The organism is Acidovorax facilis (assembly GCF_023913775.1).
GTDB lineage: Bacteria > Pseudomonadota > Gammaproteobacteria > Burkholderiales > Burkholderiaceae_C > Acidovorax > Acidovorax facilis.
This window is the reverse complement of record NZ_JAMXAX010000010.1, coordinates 64,872-80,931: the sequence shown is the minus strand read 5'-3', so window position 1 is coordinate 80,931 and position 16,060 is coordinate 64,872. Positions and strand designations below refer to the sequence as shown.

The 16,060-nt window shown below is 66.8% G+C and carries 17 protein-coding genes; 8 read left to right on the top strand and 9 right to left on the bottom strand.

The features are described 5' to 3' along the window. From NFX52_RS05890 to NFX52_RS05865, 6 genes are all read left to right on the top strand, one after another. Positions 1 to 641 (top strand): response regulator transcription factor (locus NFX52_RS05890; RefSeq protein ID WP_252635575.1); only part of this gene is annotated, 641 nt, incomplete at its 5' end. Between the two features lie 59 nt (positions 642 to 700). Beyond that, positions 701 to 1,558, top strand: a complete 858-nt coding sequence (locus tag NFX52_RS05885; RefSeq protein WP_055397779.1) for a sensor histidine kinase — start codon at positions 701 to 703, stop codon at positions 1,556 to 1,558. Positions 1,559 to 1,771: 213 nt separating this feature from the next. Then, positions 1,772 to 2,566, top strand: coding sequence for an expansin EXLX1 family cellulose-binding protein (locus tag NFX52_RS05880; protein WP_252635574.1), 795 nt, complete (start codon positions 1,772 to 1,774; stop codon positions 2,564 to 2,566). Positions 2,567 to 2,618: 52 nt separating this feature from the next. Then, positions 2,619 to 3,071, top strand: coding sequence for a YiiD C-terminal domain-containing protein (locus NFX52_RS05875; RefSeq protein WP_055397783.1), 453 nt, complete (start codon positions 2,619 to 2,621; stop codon positions 3,069 to 3,071). Between the two features lie 48 nt (positions 3,072 to 3,119). Continuing rightward, positions 3,120 to 3,497: a PH domain-containing protein gene (locus NFX52_RS05870; RefSeq protein ID WP_055397785.1), complete on the top strand. Its 378-nt coding sequence runs from the start codon at positions 3,120 to 3,122 to the stop codon at positions 3,495 to 3,497. Positions 3,498 to 3,626: 129 nt separating this feature from the next. After that, on the top strand, positions 3,627 to 4,205 hold the full coding sequence (locus tag NFX52_RS05865; protein WP_055397934.1) for an EF-hand domain-containing protein: 579 nt from the start codon (positions 3,627 to 3,629) through the stop codon (positions 4,203 to 4,205). Positions 4,206 to 4,344: 139 nt separating this feature from the next. On the opposite strand, the gene NFX52_RS05860 is transcribed toward NFX52_RS05865, so the two are convergent. From NFX52_RS05860 to NFX52_RS05830, 7 genes are all read right to left on the bottom strand, one after another. Next, positions 4,345 to 4,503 (bottom strand): DUF3309 family protein, encoded by a 159-nt coding sequence (locus NFX52_RS05860; protein ID WP_007856361.1) that lies wholly within the window; start codon positions 4,501 to 4,503, stop codon positions 4,345 to 4,347. Between the two features lie 212 nt (positions 4,504 to 4,715). Beyond that, the gene (locus NFX52_RS05855; RefSeq protein ID WP_255572529.1) at positions 4,716 to 6,344 is read right to left on the bottom strand and encodes a DHA2 family efflux MFS transporter permease subunit; all 1,629 of its coding nucleotides are present in this window, start codon (positions 6,342 to 6,344) and stop codon (positions 4,716 to 4,718) included. A 15-nt stretch (positions 6,345 to 6,359) separates the two neighbouring features. Continuing rightward, positions 6,360 to 7,685, bottom strand: a complete 1,326-nt coding sequence (locus tag NFX52_RS05850; RefSeq protein WP_055397787.1) for an HlyD family secretion protein — start codon at positions 7,683 to 7,685, stop codon at positions 6,360 to 6,362. A gap of 184 nt (positions 7,686 to 7,869) precedes the next feature. Beyond that, a complete protein-coding gene (locus tag NFX52_RS05845) occupies positions 7,870 to 9,324 on the bottom strand; it encodes an efflux transporter outer membrane subunit (RefSeq protein ID WP_369801341.1) in 1,455 nt (484 codons plus the stop codon). A gap of 59 nt (positions 9,325 to 9,383) precedes the next feature. Continuing rightward, a complete protein-coding gene (locus NFX52_RS05840) occupies positions 9,384 to 9,896 on the bottom strand; it encodes a MarR family winged helix-turn-helix transcriptional regulator (protein ID WP_055397789.1) in 513 nt (170 codons plus the stop codon). A 215-nt stretch (positions 9,897 to 10,111) separates the two neighbouring features. Beyond that, entirely contained in the window at positions 10,112 to 10,759 is a 648-nt protein-coding gene (locus NFX52_RS05835; RefSeq protein ID WP_055397792.1) for an ATPase, read from the bottom strand. Continuing rightward, positions 10,760 to 11,107 (bottom strand): TA system antitoxin ParD family protein, encoded by a 348-nt coding sequence (locus NFX52_RS05830; protein ID WP_055397794.1) that lies wholly within the window; start codon positions 11,105 to 11,107, stop codon positions 10,760 to 10,762. It lies immediately after the preceding gene. Between the two features lie 149 nt (positions 11,108 to 11,256). On the opposite strand from NFX52_RS05830, the gene NFX52_RS05825 reads away from it, so the two are divergent. Continuing rightward, positions 11,257 to 12,210 carry a ketopantoate reductase family protein gene (locus tag NFX52_RS05825; protein WP_055397795.1) on the top strand — a complete coding sequence of 318 codons (954 nt, stop codon included), beginning with the start codon at positions 11,257 to 11,259 and terminating at the stop codon, positions 12,208 to 12,210. Positions 12,211 to 12,222: 12 nt separating this feature from the next. Here NFX52_RS05825 and metE read toward each other — a convergent pair whose 3' ends face one another. Continuing rightward, a complete protein-coding gene (gene metE, locus NFX52_RS05820; RefSeq protein WP_055397796.1) occupies positions 12,223 to 14,601 on the bottom strand; it encodes a 5-methyltetrahydropteroyltriglutamate--homocysteine S-methyltransferase in 2,379 nt (792 codons plus the stop codon). Between the two features lie 108 nt (positions 14,602 to 14,709). On the opposite strand from metE, the gene NFX52_RS05815 reads away from it, so the two are divergent. After that, entirely contained in the window at positions 14,710 to 15,636 is a 927-nt protein-coding gene (locus NFX52_RS05815; RefSeq protein ID WP_207401863.1) for a LysR family transcriptional regulator, read from the top strand. Here the strand turns inward: NFX52_RS05815 and NFX52_RS05810 are convergent. Continuing rightward, complete coding sequence (locus NFX52_RS05810) at positions 15,614 to 16,042, bottom strand: nuclear transport factor 2 family protein (RefSeq protein WP_055397940.1); 429 nt, start codon at positions 16,040 to 16,042, stop codon at positions 15,614 to 15,616. The genes NFX52_RS05815 and NFX52_RS05810 overlap by 23 nt on opposite strands. Positions 16,043 to 16,060 lie beyond the last annotated feature (18 nt).

Sequence of the window (16,060 nt, the reverse complement as noted above, 5' to 3'; positions counted from 1 at the left end):
GCCATGAACCAGTTCGCAATCCTCTACGAAGATCGATTCACCAGACCGGTGTCGTAGGATCCCCCACCGCCTTCACGAAATCGGTGAAGGCTCAACGAGCCTCACACACAGAAATTCGGACAGGCCCTGAGTTCGATGTGCTCCTGGTGGACCTGAACCTGGGCGACGGTGACGCCTTTGATCTGCTGCACTACGTGAAGCCCGTGCGCCCGTCGGCTCAGTCGGTCGTGATCTCGGTGATGGAAAACGACGAGCAGGTCCTGCGGGCTTTCGAACTCGGGGCCACGGGTTATGTGGGCAAGAACTCGTGGTTCGGCAACTATTCGCAGGCGGTGTTGCAGGTGGCCAATGGTGGTGCTTCCATCACCCCCAACCTGGCGCGGCGGTTGCTGCAACGGTTTGACCGCACCAACTCTGCCGAAAACAAGCGACGACAGCCCGATGAGGCAGATCGTCTGTCCGCGCGTGAGAAAGAAATCCTTCGCATGGTGGCCAGCGGCTACACCAGTGTCGAGGTGGGTTCGCGCCTGCTCATCAGCAGCATGACGGTCAACACCCACTTGCGCAACATCTACCGCAAGCTGCAGGTGCGCACCCGTGCCCAGGCGGTACGTTTTGCGTCGCTGCGGGGGCTTTTCTAGCCCACGTCTTGTGAGGGCGCCGCAGCGCAAGTGCCACCCCTCGCAGTCCGCTTTCGCCCATGTTTCGCACCCGTCCGCCGTGGTTTGCCGTGGTCTGTATCGGCATCTGGCTGGTGCAATGTGTATTGATGGCGGTGGCGTTTCACTGGGTTGGATCCGTCCGTGCACCGGCGCAGCCTTGGTGGGAACTGGCGGCCTTGGGGGCGGCGTTGGCCTTGGGTGCCATGCTGTTGGTTCAGCTGCCCCGGGCCATGCAGTGGCGCCCCCGTGTCGGCCTGCGACCCAGCGCCGAGGTCTTGGCGCAGCGGCGGCGTATCGCCCAGGATTTGCATGACAACGTCGGTTCCCAGCTGGTCTTCGCGCTGGCCATGCTTGAGTCTTCGACGCTGCGTGAGCCCCAAATCCGAGCGGCGCTGGAGAAATGCTTGCTCGACCTGCGGTTGTTGGCAGACTCCATGGACAGCGAAGACGCACCGCTGGCTGACCGCTTGGCGCGGCTCAGGTACCGGGTATGCCCCGTGCTGGCACAACGCGGCATCCGCATGACGTGGGACGTTGAAACGGGCCCTGATGCCGAGTTTCCACACGCTGAGAGCGCCACGCACCTGCTCGCCATTGTCCAGGAAGCCTTGAGCAATGCACTGCAGCATGCGCAGGCTACCGAGATCGTGGTGCGATCGATCACCCGGCCCGATCTCGCGGCCTGGTGCATCGAAATCTGCGATAACGGCAGAGGGATGGAGCCACCGCCCGGCCCGCAAGGCGCCGTGGCCGGGGGCTCCGGGATGGCGGGGATGGCACGCAGGGCCGCGCTTGCAGGCGGCGAATTGCAGGTGCTCCGGGGAGAGGGCGGCGGCGCTTGCATCCGGGCGATAGTGCCCTTGGCGCGTTCAGTGCATGGAGTGCGAGCGCGTTGATGGACAGCACACCCCACCTACGTCTTGTTGCGATTGTTTTCAAGCGGATCAGCGGCAGGCGCGGACTCCTTCCCTGAAATGGATAGGATCGCCTCGCCATTCGGTGCGCGGGCTGTATCGGTTCGCTGCGCACTCCGGCCTTGTACAGTCCGCCTGTCCGCCGCGTATGGTCGGCTTCGGGCCGGTAAAACCACCCCTCGCAAATTGACGACGATGAACCACCCACTTTCCTCTGCCCGTCCAATACGCCAACTGGCGCGGCTGTCTGCCTTGATGTTGCTGGCGTCCTTGGCCGCCTGCGGTGGCGGGGGCTCGGCCGATGGGCCCGGTACGGGGGCTGATGCACCGTCTCCGTCGCCTGCACCTGCGCCCGCACCGGGGGCATCCCCTGCACCGTCCGCGCCCGGTGCGCTGTCGCCCACCTACACGGGCGAAGGCACGTTCTACGGCGCCACGGGCGAGGGCAACTGCACCTTCGACGCCAGCCCCGGCAACCTCCTGGTGGCGGCGATGAACGGCCCTGACTATGCGGGCGGCGCCGTCTGTGGCCAGTTTGTGGCGGTGACAGGGCCCAAGGGGGCCGTCACCGTGCGCATCACCGACCAGTGTCCCGAGTGCAAGTCTGGTGACCTGGACCTGAGCGAGTCCGCATTCGCCCGCATTGCCGACCCCGTCGCAGGCCGTGTTCCCATCCGCTGGCATGTGGTGCCGGGGGATGTGACCGGGCCGGTGAGCTACCGCTACAAGGAGGGCAGCAGCCGCTGGTGGGTGGCCATCCAGGCGCGCAACCACCGCCTGCCCATCACCGGGCTGGAGATCAAGCCCAGCGGCAGCGCGGACTGGATTGCGGTGACGCGGACCGACTACAACTACTTCGTCCACCCCAGCGCGATCGCCACAGGCCCGCTGCAGGTTCGCATCACCGCTCTGGGCGGCGCCACGTTGATCGACACGCTGCCAGAGCCCTCTGACGGAGTTGTGGTCGCGGGGGCCGGGCAGTTTCCGTGAGCGTCCTGTTTCGTCTCTATCTCGTCACCCTCTGACCCTCTGACGCCAAGCCGTGAACCCTCTCGAACTTCAGTCCTATCTGCACCAGCACATCCCCTTGTCCCAGGCCATGGAAGTCACCGTGGTCGAGGCATCGCCGCACCAGGTGGTGCTGAGCGCGCCGCTGGCTCCCAACATCAACCACCGCGAGACGGTGTTTGGCGGTAGCGCGTCGGCCGTGGCCATCCTGGCTGCGTGGTCGATGTTGCACCTGCGGCTGTCGGCCGAGGGGCTGGGCAGCCGCCTGGTGATTCAGCGCAACACCATGGACTATCTGGCACCCATCGACGGCACCTTCACCGCCGTGGCCCAGGCTCCTGCGCCAGAGACCTGGCAGCCGTTCACCCGCATGCTGCAGCGCAAGGGGCTAGGGCGGATCGCGCAGGCTTCCGCGCTGCACTACCAGGGGCAGCCTGCGGGCCAGCTGGTGGGGGAGTTTGTGGCCTTTGGGCCTGGCTATTCATAGCCGTTGAGTTACAACACGCGATTCAACGACTTCACCGGAGCACAAAACATGGGATTGCTTGATGGCGTGATGGGTAACGCATCCAAGATTGATGCTGCCAAGATTCAGGAGGAATTCAGCCGCATCCTGGCCCCGGGGGAGGTGGTGGAGCATGCCTACCAGCTGATCCGCGACTATTTTGTGTTTTCCAACAAGCGGTTGGTGCTGGTGGACAAGCAGGGCATGACGGGCAGCAAGGTCGAATACCACTCCCTCCCGTACAAGAGCATCACGCACTTCAGCATCGAGACCGGTGGCACGTTCGATCTGGATGCAGAGCTCAAGATCTGGATCTCTGGCTCAGCAGCGCCGTTTCAAAAGCGGTTCAACAAGAAGCTCAGCATCTATGAGGTGCAGTCAGTGCTGGCCAGCTACGTGCTGAAGTAACGCGGTTTACCCAGTTTCATCCGGGCATTGCAGCAATGGGGGTCGCGTACCCTCAGCTCACTGGGCGAAGCGGTGGCCTGTCCTTTTGACACAGGCACCTGGGCTTTCGCCACACAGGAGTTCACAGCGATGTCCCCCCTTATCTCTGGCCTGGCTTCGGTCGCCTCCTTGATTTTCAACGCCACCGCCGGTGGCCCTGGCAAGTCGACTGCGTCGCGGCGCAGCGGGGCCGATGTGGAACCCGAGCCGTCTGCCGTGCTCACCCTGAGCCCGCAGGCGGAGGCCCTGGCGGGCTTTGCAGGCAAGGGCATCCTGGTGTCGCAGGGCAAGTTGGAGAACACCCTGGGTGCGGTGGCACGCGGCAGCGCGGGTGCGGCCGCCAATGCAGCGTCGGCCGCATTGTCGGGCCGCCCGGTGTCTACACAGGATTTTCAGGAACTGCTGACCCGTTTTGGTGCCGACGATGCGCAAAAGGCGCAGCTGACGGCGGGGTTTGATGCGAACAAGGATGGCTCCATCACGCAGGATGAATTCTTGAAGGGCCTGGCCAAGACCAAGGGCGCCCAGGCGGGCAGCGACTTCTCGCAGGCCGTGATGCAGTTGATGGATCGCAGTGGCAATGCCGATGGCAGTGTGGCGGACAAGGAGTTTGCTGCGTTTTCGACCGCGTTTGCCGCGACAGGCGCCAAGCGGGCTGGGGTGGCGTAAGCGGCGGCTTCGTCTGGGCGCGATACGCGGTTCCGTTCACAAAAAAGCACAACGGCCCGAGAAGGGCCGTTGTGCTTTTTGCGGTGGCCGCTGCCCACTTTTCAGGGGCTGGCGGCATGTGCGCAGTGCGGTCAGAGGTCTATATCCGGCCCATGAGCAGCAAGATCACCAGGATCAGCACCACCAGGCCAATCCCGCCGCTGGGTCCGTAGCCCCATGAGCGGCTGTGGCCCCAGGTGGGCAGCGCGCCGACCAGGATGAGGATCAGGACGATCAGGAGAATCAGCGAGAGTGACATGGCGGTTCCTTGTTGTGGGTTGCGGTGAATGCATTGTTGGGTGCATCCAGCGCGCTACCCGCAGGTGCCACGCCCGCACGGTGGTCAGGGTTTTCCGACACGCCGTGTGGGATGGAGGGCTGAGGTCGTGCTGATGGGAAACAATAAAGTGCTATTGAAAATATAGCTGCTAGCGCTTTATGGATAAGCGCTAGCAGCCAATTTTTATCAAATTAGTGCGCTCCAGCGGCATCTGCAGCGCCTGCGCCCCCCGTTCTGGCGGGGCGGCGGGTCAGCCAGATCAGACCGATCAACAGCAGGAACAACCCGGCGGAGCCCAAGAAGATGTCGTTGGCCGCGCGTGTGAACGCCTGCTGGTCGATGAGCCGGTTGATCTGCGCCAGCGCCTGCATCTGCGTGAGGCCGGACGCGGTGAGGTTGTCCAGCGTCTGTGCAAACACGCCCTGGCCCTGCACCAGCCCTTCGGTCAGGTGTGCATGGTGCATGGCGGCGCGACTCTCCCACAGCGTGGTGGCGATCGACGTGCCCATGGCCCCAGCGGTGATGCGCACGAAGTTGCTCAGGCCCGCAGCTGCCGGGATACGCTCTGGCGCGATACCCGCCAAGGTCAGGGTGGTCAGCGGGATAAAGAAGAACGCCATGGCCGCACCCTGCAGCAGGGTGGGGATCAGGATGTGGATGAAATCCGTCTGCACCGTGAACTGCGAGCGCATCCACAACACGATGCCGAATACGATGAACGCGCCCGTGGCCATGCGGCGCGGGTCCCACTGGCCCACCTTTTTGCCGACCAGCGGAGTGAGCAAAATGGCAAAGATGCCCACCGGCGCCAGCGCCATGCCGGCCGAGGTGGCGGTGTAGCCCATCCACTGCTGCAGCCACAGCGGCAGCAACACCACGTTGCCGAAGAAGAGGGCATACGCCACCGACAGCGCCAGCGCACCAAAGGTGAAGTTGCGGCCCTTGAAGAGCTTCAAGTCCACCACCGGGTGCTTCTCGGTCAGCTCCCACACCAGGAACACCGCAAACGCCACCACGGCGACCACGGCCATGGTGATGATCTCGCCCGAGGCAAACCAGTCCAGCTCCTTGCCCTTGTCGAGCATGAGCTGCAGCGCGCCCACCCACAGCACCAGCAGGCTGAGGCCCACCGTATCGATGGGCAGCTTGCGGATGGGGGTCTCGCGCTGGCGGTAGATGCCCCAGGTGAGCAGCCCGGCCAGCAGGCCCACCGGCACGTTGATGTAGAAGATCCACGGCCACGAGATGTTGTCCGTGATCCACCCGCCCAGCAGCGGCCCCACCACGGGTGCGACCAGCGTGGTCACCCCCCACAGCGCCAGGGCCGTGCCCGCCAGGGCCTTGGGGTAGCTGGCGAGCAGCAGCGTCTGGCTGAGCGGGATCATCGGCCCGGCCACCAGGCCCTGCAGCACGCGGAAGAACACCAGCATTTCCAGCGACGAGGCAAAGCCGCACAGCCAGGAGGTCAGCACAAAGAGCATCACGCTCATGGTGAACAGGCGCACCGCGCCAAAGCGCTGCGTGAGCCAGCCGGTGAGCGGCACCGAGATGGCATTGGCCACACCAAAGCTGGTGATGACCCAGGTGCCCTGGCCGGGGCTCACGCCCAGGTCACCGGCAATGGCGGGGATGGAGACATTGGCAATGGACGAATCCAGCACGTTCATGAACGTGGCCAGCGACAGGGACAGCGTGCCCAGCAGCAGGGCCGTGCCTTGCAGCGGCGGGTAGGCGGCGGGGGCCGGTGGTTGCGCAGTTGCGGGCGTCGCCTTGGCGGGCGCCTGATCGGCTGCGTCTGCAGTGGGGTTGGCGGCGGTCATGCGCTTCCACCCCGTTTACTGCACCACAGGCGACTGCACTGCCGAGGCCACCGGGGCCGAGGCGTGTTGCTGCTGGCTTTGCGCGGGTGCCTTGCCCACCTTGGGCGATGCCACGGCGACGGCGGCCTTGCCATTGCGGCCCAGGTTGGCGGCAATGATGTGGGCCACCTCGTCGTCGGCGGCCTTGAACTGCTCGCCGAACACCGCGGTGGCGGCCACGGGTGTGGTGCGCTGCGTGTCGGCCAGCGTCTTGCCGCTCTGGTCGGCAGTGTCCACCTTGACTTCCATCGACAGGCCCACGCGCAGCGGGTGCTCGGCCACTTCCTTGGGGTCGAGCGCAATGCGCACGGGCACACGCTGCACCACCTTGATCCAGTTGCCGGTGGCGTTCTGCGCGGGCAGCAGCGCAAAGGCGGCGCCGGTGCCGGCGCCCAGGCCGGTCACGGTGCCGTGGTAGACGACCTTGGTGCCATACACGTCGGCCTCCAGCTCGGCGGGTTGGCCGATGCGCAGGGTCTTGAGCTGGCTTTCCTTGAAGTTGGCATCCACCCACAGGTCGTTCAGGGGCACCAGCGTCATCAGCGGGGCACCGGCCTGCACACGCTGGCCCACCTGCACGCCGCGCTTTGCGACGTGGCCGTCCAGCGGAGCGACCAGCTGGGCGCGCTGCACGGCCAGGTAGGCCTCGCGCACCCGGGCCGAAGCGCGCTGCACGTTGGGGTGCTGCTCGATGGAGGTGCCTTCGGTCTGCGTCTGGCTGGCGGCCAGCTGCTCTTGCGCGGCCAGCACGGCCGACTGGGCGGCGGCCACGGTGCTCTTGGCGGCTGCCAGCTGGGCAGTGGCGTGCTGGAACTCTTCCTTGCCCACGGCACCGCTGGCCATCAGCGGGGCGCGGCGGTTCACGTCGTCCTGCATGCGGGCGGCGTCGGCCTGGGCGCGGGCCAGGTCGGCGCTGCGCAGGCTGACCTGCGCCTTCAGGGTGGCGTTGTTGGCATACAGCGTGCGCACTTCGCGCACGGTCTGGGCGAGCTGGGCCTCGGCCTGCTCCAGCGCCACACGGGCGTCGGCCGGGTCGAGCTTGACCAGCAACTGGCCGGCCTTCACGTAGTCGGTGTCGTCCGCGCCGATGGACACCACGGTGCCGCCGATCTGCGGCGTGATCTGAACCACGTTGCCCGCTACGTAGGCGTTGTCGGTGGTCTCCACATGGCGGCCATTGGCCCAGTGCCAGCCGCCCCAGCCGATCGCCACCAGCGCAACGGCGGCGGCAATGAGGGTGAGGCCCCGGCGGCGGGCGGTGTTGGCTTCGTTGGCGGTGAAGGGGTCGCTGTTAGCGGTCATGGCGGTGGTCTTTCAGGAATGTGTTGTTATGTGTTTTTGATCGGGTCGGGCCTTGCCAGCTACTTACGCAACGGGCGCGGCCGAGGCCAGTGCACCCGTGGAACTGGCTTTGCCAGGCCACTGGGTGCGTTCCCCTCCCGCGAAGCGAGAGAGGGGGAAGACGCGAAGCGGCTCAGGGGGTGTTTCATACCGCCGTGTCATCGGTCCAGCCGCCGCCCAGGGCCTTCATCAGCACCAGGCGGGTGTCGAGCTGGCGGGCGCGCAGGTCCACGGCCAGGCGGCGCTGGGCCAGTACCTGGCTTTCGGTGGAGAGCACCACCAGGTAGTTGCCCAGGCCTGCGCGGTAGCGCTCCTGCGCAAAGCGGTAGGCTTTTTCGGCGCTGGCCACGGCCTCGTCCTGCAAGGCCTGCTGGCGGGTAAGCGACTGGATGGAGGCCACGGCGTCGCCCGCTTCCTTGACCGCATCCAACACGGCGGCGTTGTACTGGGCGATGGCGGCGTCCAGCTCGGCAGCGCGGCCGCCCAGCTGGGCGCGCAGGCGGCCGCCGTCGAAGATCGGCAGTCGCAGGGCGGGCGTCACACCCATCTGGCGCGAGCTGCCGTTGAACAACCGGTCCAGCCCCAGCGAGTTCAGGCCAATGAACGCGCCGATGTTGATGTTGGGATAGAACTCGCTGCGCGCACTGTTCACGCCTTGCGTCGCTGCCTCCACGCGCCAGCGCGCGGCCACCACGTCGGGGCGGCGGCCCAGCAGGTCGGCGCCCAGCACCTCGGGCACGGCGGTGGGTTGCAGTGCGGCGAGTTGCGGCGTGACCGTGGGCAGCGCGTCGGGCGCCTGGCCGGTCAGCACGGCCAGCTGGCGGCGGCCCAGGGTGATCTGCTCTTCGAGCGCTTCGATTTGTGTGCGGGCATCGGGCACAGCGGCCTGGGCCTGGGTCAATTCGACCTGGCTGTCCAGGCCTGCAGAGGTGCGCTCTTGGGTGAGCTTGCGTTGCTCCTCGCGCTGGGCCAGGGCCCGCACTGCAACATCGCGCTGCGCCACCAGCCGGGCCAGCGCCACATAGCTGCGGCCTACCTGGGCGGCCAAGGTGTTGGCGGCGGCAGCTGCATCGGCCTGGGCGGCGCGGGCCTGGCCCAGGGCGGCCTGCAGCTCGGCGGCGTGCTGGCCAAAGAAGTCGGGCGACCAGCTCAGCGAGGCCTGCACGGTGCCGCTGTTGTAGGTGTTGCCTGCCACCGGCGCGGGCACCAGGCCGTTGGCGGTGTAGCGCTGGCGGGTAGCGTCCACGCCCAGGGTGGCTTGCGGGCCGTTGGCGGCCTCGCGCACCTGGCTCAGCGCCACGGCCTGCTCCAGCCGCGCGCGGCTGACGGCCAGGCTGGGGTTGCCTTGCAGGGCTTGGTCGATCAGGGTGTTGAGCTGCTCGTCGCCCAGCGCTTTCCACCACTGGCTGGGGGCGGCGGTGTCGGTGGCTGCGGCGTTCAAGCCCACGGCCGACGGGGTGGTCTGCGCCAGCGGCGTATGGGCAGTGCCGGGGCTGGCGCATCCGACCAGCAGGAGCGCAGCGGCCAGCGCCAGGGCCGATACCGCGAAATGGGCGGCCAGGGCCAAGCGGGTAGAGGGCAGGGGGGATGGGGTGTTCACGGGGTTCTCCAGAATGGTTTTGGGGTGTTGTGTGGAGGAAAACGGTGTGGACTGCGCGTTCAGTCGGCGTCTGCGCCGCGCTGCTGGCGCAGCGCTTCGCCATTGGCCAGCATGCGGCGCAGCAGGCGCAGCAGCAGTTGCCATTCGTCATGGGTGAAGTCGCTCAGGTGGCCGTTGAGCACGTCGGCCAGCACCGGGGGCACCTGGGCGGCTACCTTGTCGCCCTCGGGGGTGAGCGCCAGTTGCACCACGCGGCGGTCGGTGGTGGAGCGCTCGCGTGCCACCAGGCCCTTGGCCTCCAGGCGGTCGAGCGCGCGGGTCATGGAGGCCGGGTCGGTCTCCAGGTCCCGCGCCAGGCTGGCCACGGTGGTGGTGGGGCAGCGCGAGATCTTGAACAGCGGCAACCACTGGGCGTAGGTCAGGTCGTGGGTGGACAGCTGCGCATCGGCCTGGGTGCGGATGGACGTCATCACCTTGCGCATCAGGTAGCCCACGCTGTTTTCGGGCTGAAGCTGGTGGGGGCTGTAGAAGCCTGGGCTGGGCTGCGACGGCGAGGAGGTGTGGGAAGTCATGGAGGGTGAATTTAATTGACTAGACAATGATTGTCTTGGCAAATAGATAACACCCGCGATGTAATCAGGGTTTTTACGGGGTCATGATTGCTATCAAAGGGATAGCTATAGATGAATACAGACGTGCGCAGGGGACCAATTTGGCATTGAGCCGACGGTACAGCAGATGAGAGTGGGCCGCCCGCGCAGGCCCGTGCAGCGCGTGGACGTATCGGCTATTGACCGGTCAGGCGCTGCGCCCAGGCGGGCAGCGGCTGGGCCAAGGGCGTGACCTGGGCGGGGGAGCACACGGCCACCAGCTGCGGCCCGGTGCTGGTGCCGGTGGCTTCGGCAGCGTCATACAGATAGGACACATCCGCCTGCCGCACGGCCTGGGCCAGGTTGTCCATGGTGCGGGGGTAGCGGGCCAGGATGCGTTCGGGCGGCACCGGGTGCCCACCTTCGCGCACGCGCTGCGCCACGCGGGCCAGCAGCCGGGCCGGGTCGTCCAGCGCCACGATGTACAGGGCCACGGTGTAGCCGCAGCGCTGGGCTTCTTCGATCAGCGCCAGTTTGGATGGGTGCGAAAACACGGTTTCGCTGGCGAAGTCTGCGCCTTCGCGCAGCAGGGTGGCACGGCGGTCATCGGCCCATTGGCGGGCGGCTTCGGACCGGGCTTCGGGGTCAGCAATGTGCTGCAGGTGCGCCTGTTCATACAGGTCGGCGTTCACAAACTCCAGCGGCGGACCCAGGATGCCTTCGCGCACCAGGGCGCGGTACAGCGTGGATTTGCCCGCGCCGTTCGGGCCTGCCAGCAGGTGGAACCAGCGGGGTGGCGTGTTGTGGCGGGGCGGTGAGAAGGGCTGCTGGGCGGGGGGCACCATTCAGTGTGAGGCGACAGGGGTGGCGGCTTTGGCCTGGTTCTCCAGCACAACCTCACGCACCCGCTGCGCCAGCGTGCCGCGCGTTTGGGCTGCCAGCAGGCGGGCGGTGAGGGCATCCACCGACGTGGGGGCCGCCAGGGTGGCGGTGCGCGCCGCTGCGGCTTCGTACTGCTCGATGGCGCTGCGGGCTTCCTGCACGCTCAGGCCCGTGTGTTCCACGATCTGGCCCAGCGTGGCCCAGTATTCGATCTGGCTGGCCACCGAGCGGCGCATGGGCTGCGCGGCCTGGCGGGCCTGCTCCACCAGGTGGGCGGGGAGCTTGACGGAAGAAAAGGCAGTGGCGGACATGGCGATCTCCTGATTGGCGCATTTTGCGCCAATCGGGGCGTGAAAGCAAAGTGCTCTGCCGGCCTCACTCTCTCCGTGTAAGGGTATAGGGCGATACCATGCGCGCTCAAACCTTCATTCACCCGCTGATTCAGCCTGCAGACTGCCCTATGACCGAATCTCCCTTGCTCGCATCCGCCCCTTCCGCCATCCCACCGCTGCGTTTTGCTGTGATGGGCGCGGGCGCCGTAGGCTGCTACTTTGGCGCCTTGCTGGCCCGGGCGGGCCATGCCGTCACGCTGATCGGGCGGCCGGCCCATGTGCTGGCGATACGGGACAACGGCTTGCGGCTGCAGACGGCGGAAATGGACGTGCAAGTGCCCCTGGCGGCCAGCACCGAGGCCAGCGCGGTGCATGGCGCAGACGTGGTGCTGTTCTGCGTGAAGTCGTCCGACTCGGAAGACGCGGCGCAGCAGATTCGCCCCCACCTGGCCTCCGGCGCGCTGGTGCTGACCTTGCAGAACGGCGTGGACAACGACGAGCGCGTGCGCGCCGTGCTGCACGCCAGCACCCCCGTGGCAGCCGCTGTGGTCTATGTGGCTACTGCCATGGGCGGCCCCGGGCATGTGGTGCACCATGGCCGGGGCGAGCTGGTGATTGCACCTTCGCCGCGCAGCGACGAGGTGGCCCGCCAGCTGACGGCGGCGGGCATTCCCACCCAGGTGTCAGACGACGTGCGCGGGGCGCTCTGGGCCAAGCTGGTGCTCAACAGTGCCTACAACGCGCTGTCGGCCCTGTCGCAGCAGCCCTATGGCCCGCTGGTGCAGGTGCCCGGCGTGACGCAGGTGATTGCCGACATCGTGGCCGAATGCCTGGCCGTGGCGGCAGCCGACGGGGTGACGATTCCGGGCGATGTGCAGGCGGCCGTGCGCGGCATCGCCAGCACCATGCCCGGGCAGTATTCGTCCACCGCGCAGGACCTGGCGCGTGGCAAACCCACCGAGATCGACCACCTGAATGGCTACGTGGTGAAGCGCGGCGCCGCCTTGGGAGTGCCGACGCCGCTGAACCACGCGCTGCAAGTGCTGGTCAAGTTGGCCGAGATGAAGCGCACTGCGGGCTGAACCGGGGATCCGTCAGGCCAGCGCCGCCTCTTCCAGCAACCGCTCGCGCACTTCCTGAGCGGCCTGCACCATGTGGCGCAGGGCGGCTTCGGTCTCGGGCCAGCCCCGGGTCTTGAGGCCGCAGTCGGGGTTCACCCACAGGTGCTCCACGGGCACGACCTCGGCGGCTTTTTCGAGCCGCGCGGCCATCTCCTGCACGCCAGGCACGCGGGGCGAGTGGATGTCGTACACGCCGGGGCCGATCTCGTTCGGGTACTTGAAGTCCCCAAAGCCCTGCAACAACTCCATGTCCGACCGGCTCGTCTCAATCGTGATCACATCGGCATCCATGGCCGCGATGGCGGGCAGGATGTCGTTGAACTCGCTGTAGCACATGTGGGTGTGGATCTGCGTGTCGTTGCGCACGCCGCTGGCACTGATGCGGAAGGCGCGCGTGGCGCGCTCCAGATAGCTCTTCCACCCCGCGCGGCGCAGCGGCAGCCCTTCGCGGATGGCGGGCTCGTCGATCTGGATGATGGCGATGCCGGCGGCTTCGAGGTCGCACACCTCGTCGCGGATGGCCCAGGCGATCTGGTCGGCCGTAGTGGCGCGGGGCTGGTCATCGCGCACAAAGCTCCATTGCAGAATGGTGATGGGGCCGGTGAGCATGCCTTTCATGGGTTTGGCGGTGAGGCTCTGCGCGTACTGGGTCCAGGCCACCGTCATGGGCGTGGGGCGGGCCACGTCGCCGTAGATGATGGGCGGCTTCACGCAGCGCGAGCCATAGCTTTGCACCCAGCCGTTGGCGGTGAAGGCAAAGCCGTCGAGTTGCTCGCCAAAGTATTCGACCATGTCGTTGCGTTCGGCTTCGCCGTGTACCAGCACGTCCAGCCCCAAGGCTTCCTGCTTGCGCACAGCCAGGGCAATTTCAGCTTCCATCTTCTGTTGGTAGTGGGCCGCATCCAGTGCCCCGCGCTTGAAGGCGGCGCGTGCGGCGCGGATCTCCGCCGTCTGCGGGAACGAGCCAATCGTGGTGGTGGGCAGCAGCGGCAGCTTCAGCCGTGCGCGCTGGGCCTTTTGCCGGGCAGGGAAGGCGCTGGCGCGCTGGTCGGCCCCTGGCGCCGCCGCGGCAATGCGGGCCGCCACGGTGGCGCGGTGCACACGCGGGCTGGCACGGCGGGCGGCCAGGGCGGTGCGGGCGGCGTGCAGTTCGTCGTCTGCCGCCGCTTCGCCTTGCGACAAGGCGGTGGCAAGCACGCGCAGCTCGTCCAGTTTTTCCACCGCAAACGCCAGCCACGACTTCACCTCGGCTTCCAGCTGTGTTTCGGCCTCTAAGCTGAACGGCACATGCAGCAGCGAGCACGACGGTGCCAGCCACAGCTCGCCCTGGTGCTTGTCGGCCACGGGGCGCAGCTTTTGCAGCGCCGCATCCAGATCGGTGCGCCAGATGTTGCGGCCGTCCACGATGCCCACCGACAGCACTTTGTGCGACGGCAACCAGTCGGCCACGCCCACCAGCTCGTCGGGCGCGCGCACGGCGTCCACATGCAGCCCGGCCACGGGCAGCTGGCAGGCCAGGCGCAGGTTCTCGGCCAGCGGCGAGAAGTAGGTGGCCAGCAGCAGCTTGGGCGCGCTGCGGGCGAGTTGCCAGTAGCTGGGCTCGAAGGCATGGCGCCAGGCGTCGGGCAGGTCCAGGCCCAGGATGGGCTCGTCCATCTGCACCCATTCCACGCCCTGGGCCTTCAGGCGCGCCAGCGCGGCTTTGTACACGGGCAGCAGGGACTCCAGCAGGCTGAAGCGGTCAAAGCCCGCCGCCTTGGATTTGCCCAGCCACAAGAAGCTCAGCGGCCCCAGCAGCACGGCCTTGACGCGGTGGCCCAGCGCCTGGGCCTCGGCCACCTCGGCAAACAGGCGCTCGCTGGCCAGGTGGAACTGGGTGTGGGCGCTGAACTCGGGCACGAGGTAGTGGTAGTTGGTGTCGAACCACTTGGTCATCTCCAGCGCGGGTTGGCCGGTGGTGTGGTGCTGGGCTGTGCAACTGGCGCTGCAGCCTTGGTGGTTTTCAGCTTGGGCCGACACGCCCCGGGCCATAGCAAAGTAGCGCGCCAGCTCGGGCGCTTGGGCGTCAAAGTCAAAACGCGCAGGCTCGCAGCCCAGCAGCTGGATGTGGTTGGCTACATGGTCGTACAGAGCAAAGTCGCCCACCGTCACACAACCCAAGCCTGCGTCGGCCTGCGCCTGCCAGTGGGTTTGGCGCAGCTGGGCGGCGGTGGCCTGCAGCTCGGCCTTGGTGCTGTCGCCCCGCCAGAAGGATTCGAGCGCGAATTTCAGCGCGCGCTGCGCCCCCATGCGCGGAAAGCCCAGGGTGTGCGTGAGCACGGGGCGGCGGGTGGTTGGAGCGGCGAGCGACATGGTGATTTCCTTCTTCTGAATGGAGCAATGCAATGAAGGCACCGATGGTCGCGCGGGTTCGTTTATTATTCAAACGAAAGTTTTAGTCGATCAACTTGAAAATTAATAATGAATCAGTCGATTCTGGAAGTGCGCCATCTGCGCACGCTGGTGGCCCTGCGCGACAGCGGCAGCCTGGTGCGGGCCGCGCAGTTGCTCAACCTCACGCAGTCGGCGCTGTCGCACCAGATCAAGCTGCTGGAAGACCGCTACGGCCAGCCGCTGTTTGAGCGCAAATCGGTGCCGCCGCAGTTCACCGCCGTGGGCGAACGCCTGCTGGCGCTGGCCGACGCGATGCTGCCGCAGGTGGAAGGGGCCGAACGCGACATTGCCCGCCTGGTGCTGGGGCAGGGCGGGCAGATGCGCATTGCGGTGGAGTGCCACACCTGCTTTGACTGGCTGATGCCCGCAATGGACGCCTTCCGCACCCGCTGGCCCGAGGTGGAGTTGGACATCGTGAGCGGGTTTCATGCCGACCCGGTGGGCCTGCTGCACCAGGGCCGGGCCGATGTGGCCATCGTGTCCGAGGTGGATGGTGACGAGGCGGGCGTGGACTACCACGCGCTGTTTGGCTTCGAGATCCGCGCGCTGCTGGCCAACACGCACCCGCTGGTGGCCAAGCCGCACCTGGTGGCGCAGGACTTTGCCGACCAGACCATCATCACCTACCCCGTGCCCGACGAAATGCTCGATTTGATCCGCCAGGTGCTGGAGCCCGCCGGCGTGCGCCCCCCGCGCCGCACCACCGAGCTGACCGTGGCCATGCTGCAGCTGGTGGCCAGCGGGCGCGGCGTGGCGGCGCTGCCGCTGTGGGCGGTGCAGAGCTACCTGGACCGGGGGTATGTGACGGCGCGGCCCATCGGTGAAAAAGGCCTGCGCGGTGAGCTGCACGCCGCCTGCCTGCCCAGCCTGTCGGCCAAGCCGTACCTGCAGGATTTTGTGCAGGTCACGCGCGAGACGAGTTTTGTGACGCTCAAGGGCGTGGAACTGTTGTGACTGGATCAGGCGCGTACTTGTCGCCCACTTCCTCGCGCAGCGGATGGGTGTCGTAGACGATGTTCATGTCGCGGATGCGGGTGCTGCCCGCGTCGAACGTGAACACATCCACGCAGGTGAAAGTCACCTCGCGGCCGTCGTTCAAGGTCCAGTCGTAGCGGAAGTAGGCGGCAATGCGCACCGCGCCGCCGCTTTCTGGTTGGGCCGAGGCAAACAGATCCAGCACGGTGATCACGCTGCCGCTGGAGGCCTGGGCGAGCTTCTTGAAAAAGTCGCTCGCGCGCATGGTGCCCAGGAAGGGCGAATGCACCACGCCATCGTCTTCAAAGCAGGCAATCAACCCGTCGGTGTGGCTGGCGTGCAGGTGGGCGAGGTAGGTGCGGACGGTGTCGAGTGGCGTGGTCATGGGCAGGAGCGTGGTGGA

Bases quoted from the DNA above. Each gene is read 5' to 3' on its own strand.
- NFX52_RS05885 (WP_055397779.1), top strand. From the start codon at position 701: ATGTTTCGCACCCGTCCGCCGTGGTTTGCCGTGGTCTGTATCGGCATC.
- NFX52_RS05880 (WP_252635574.1), top strand. From the start codon at position 1,772: ATGAACCACCCACTTTCCTCTGCCCGTCCAATACGCCAACTGGCGCGG.
- NFX52_RS05870 (WP_055397785.1), top strand. From the start codon at position 3,120: ATGGGATTGCTTGATGGCGTGATGGGTAACGCATCCAAGATTGATGCT.
- NFX52_RS05865 (WP_055397934.1), top strand. From the start codon at position 3,627: ATGTCCCCCCTTATCTCTGGCCTGGCTTCGGTCGCCTCCTTGATTTTC.
- NFX52_RS05860 (WP_007856361.1), bottom strand. From the start codon at position 4,503: ATGTCACTCTCGCTGATTCTCCTGATCGTCCTGATCCTCATCCTGGTC.
- NFX52_RS05855 (WP_255572529.1), bottom strand. From the start codon at position 6,344: ATGACCGCCGCCAACCCCACTGCAGACGCAGCCGATCAGGCGCCCGCC.
- NFX52_RS05850 (WP_055397787.1), bottom strand. From the start codon at position 7,685: ATGACCGCTAACAGCGACCCCTTCACCGCCAACGAAGCCAACACCGCC.
- NFX52_RS05840 (WP_055397789.1), bottom strand. From the start codon at position 9,896: ATGACTTCCCACACCTCCTCGCCGTCGCAGCCCAGCCCAGGCTTCTAC.
- NFX52_RS05835 (WP_055397792.1), bottom strand. From the start codon at position 10,759: ATGGTGCCCCCCGCCCAGCAGCCCTTCTCACCGCCCCGCCACAACACG.
- NFX52_RS05830 (WP_055397794.1), bottom strand. From the start codon at position 11,107: ATGTCCGCCACTGCCTTTTCTTCCGTCAAGCTCCCCGCCCACCTGGTG.
- NFX52_RS05825 (WP_055397795.1), top strand. From the start codon at position 11,257: ATGACCGAATCTCCCTTGCTCGCATCCGCCCCTTCCGCCATCCCACCG.
- metE (WP_055397796.1), bottom strand. From the start codon at position 14,601: ATGTCGCTCGCCGCTCCAACCACCCGCCGCCCCGTGCTCACGCACACC.
- NFX52_RS05815 (WP_207401863.1), top strand. From the start codon at position 14,710: ATGAATCAGTCGATTCTGGAAGTGCGCCATCTGCGCACGCTGGTGGCC.
- NFX52_RS05810 (WP_055397940.1), bottom strand. From the start codon at position 16,042: ATGACCACGCCACTCGACACCGTCCGCACCTACCTCGCCCACCTGCAC.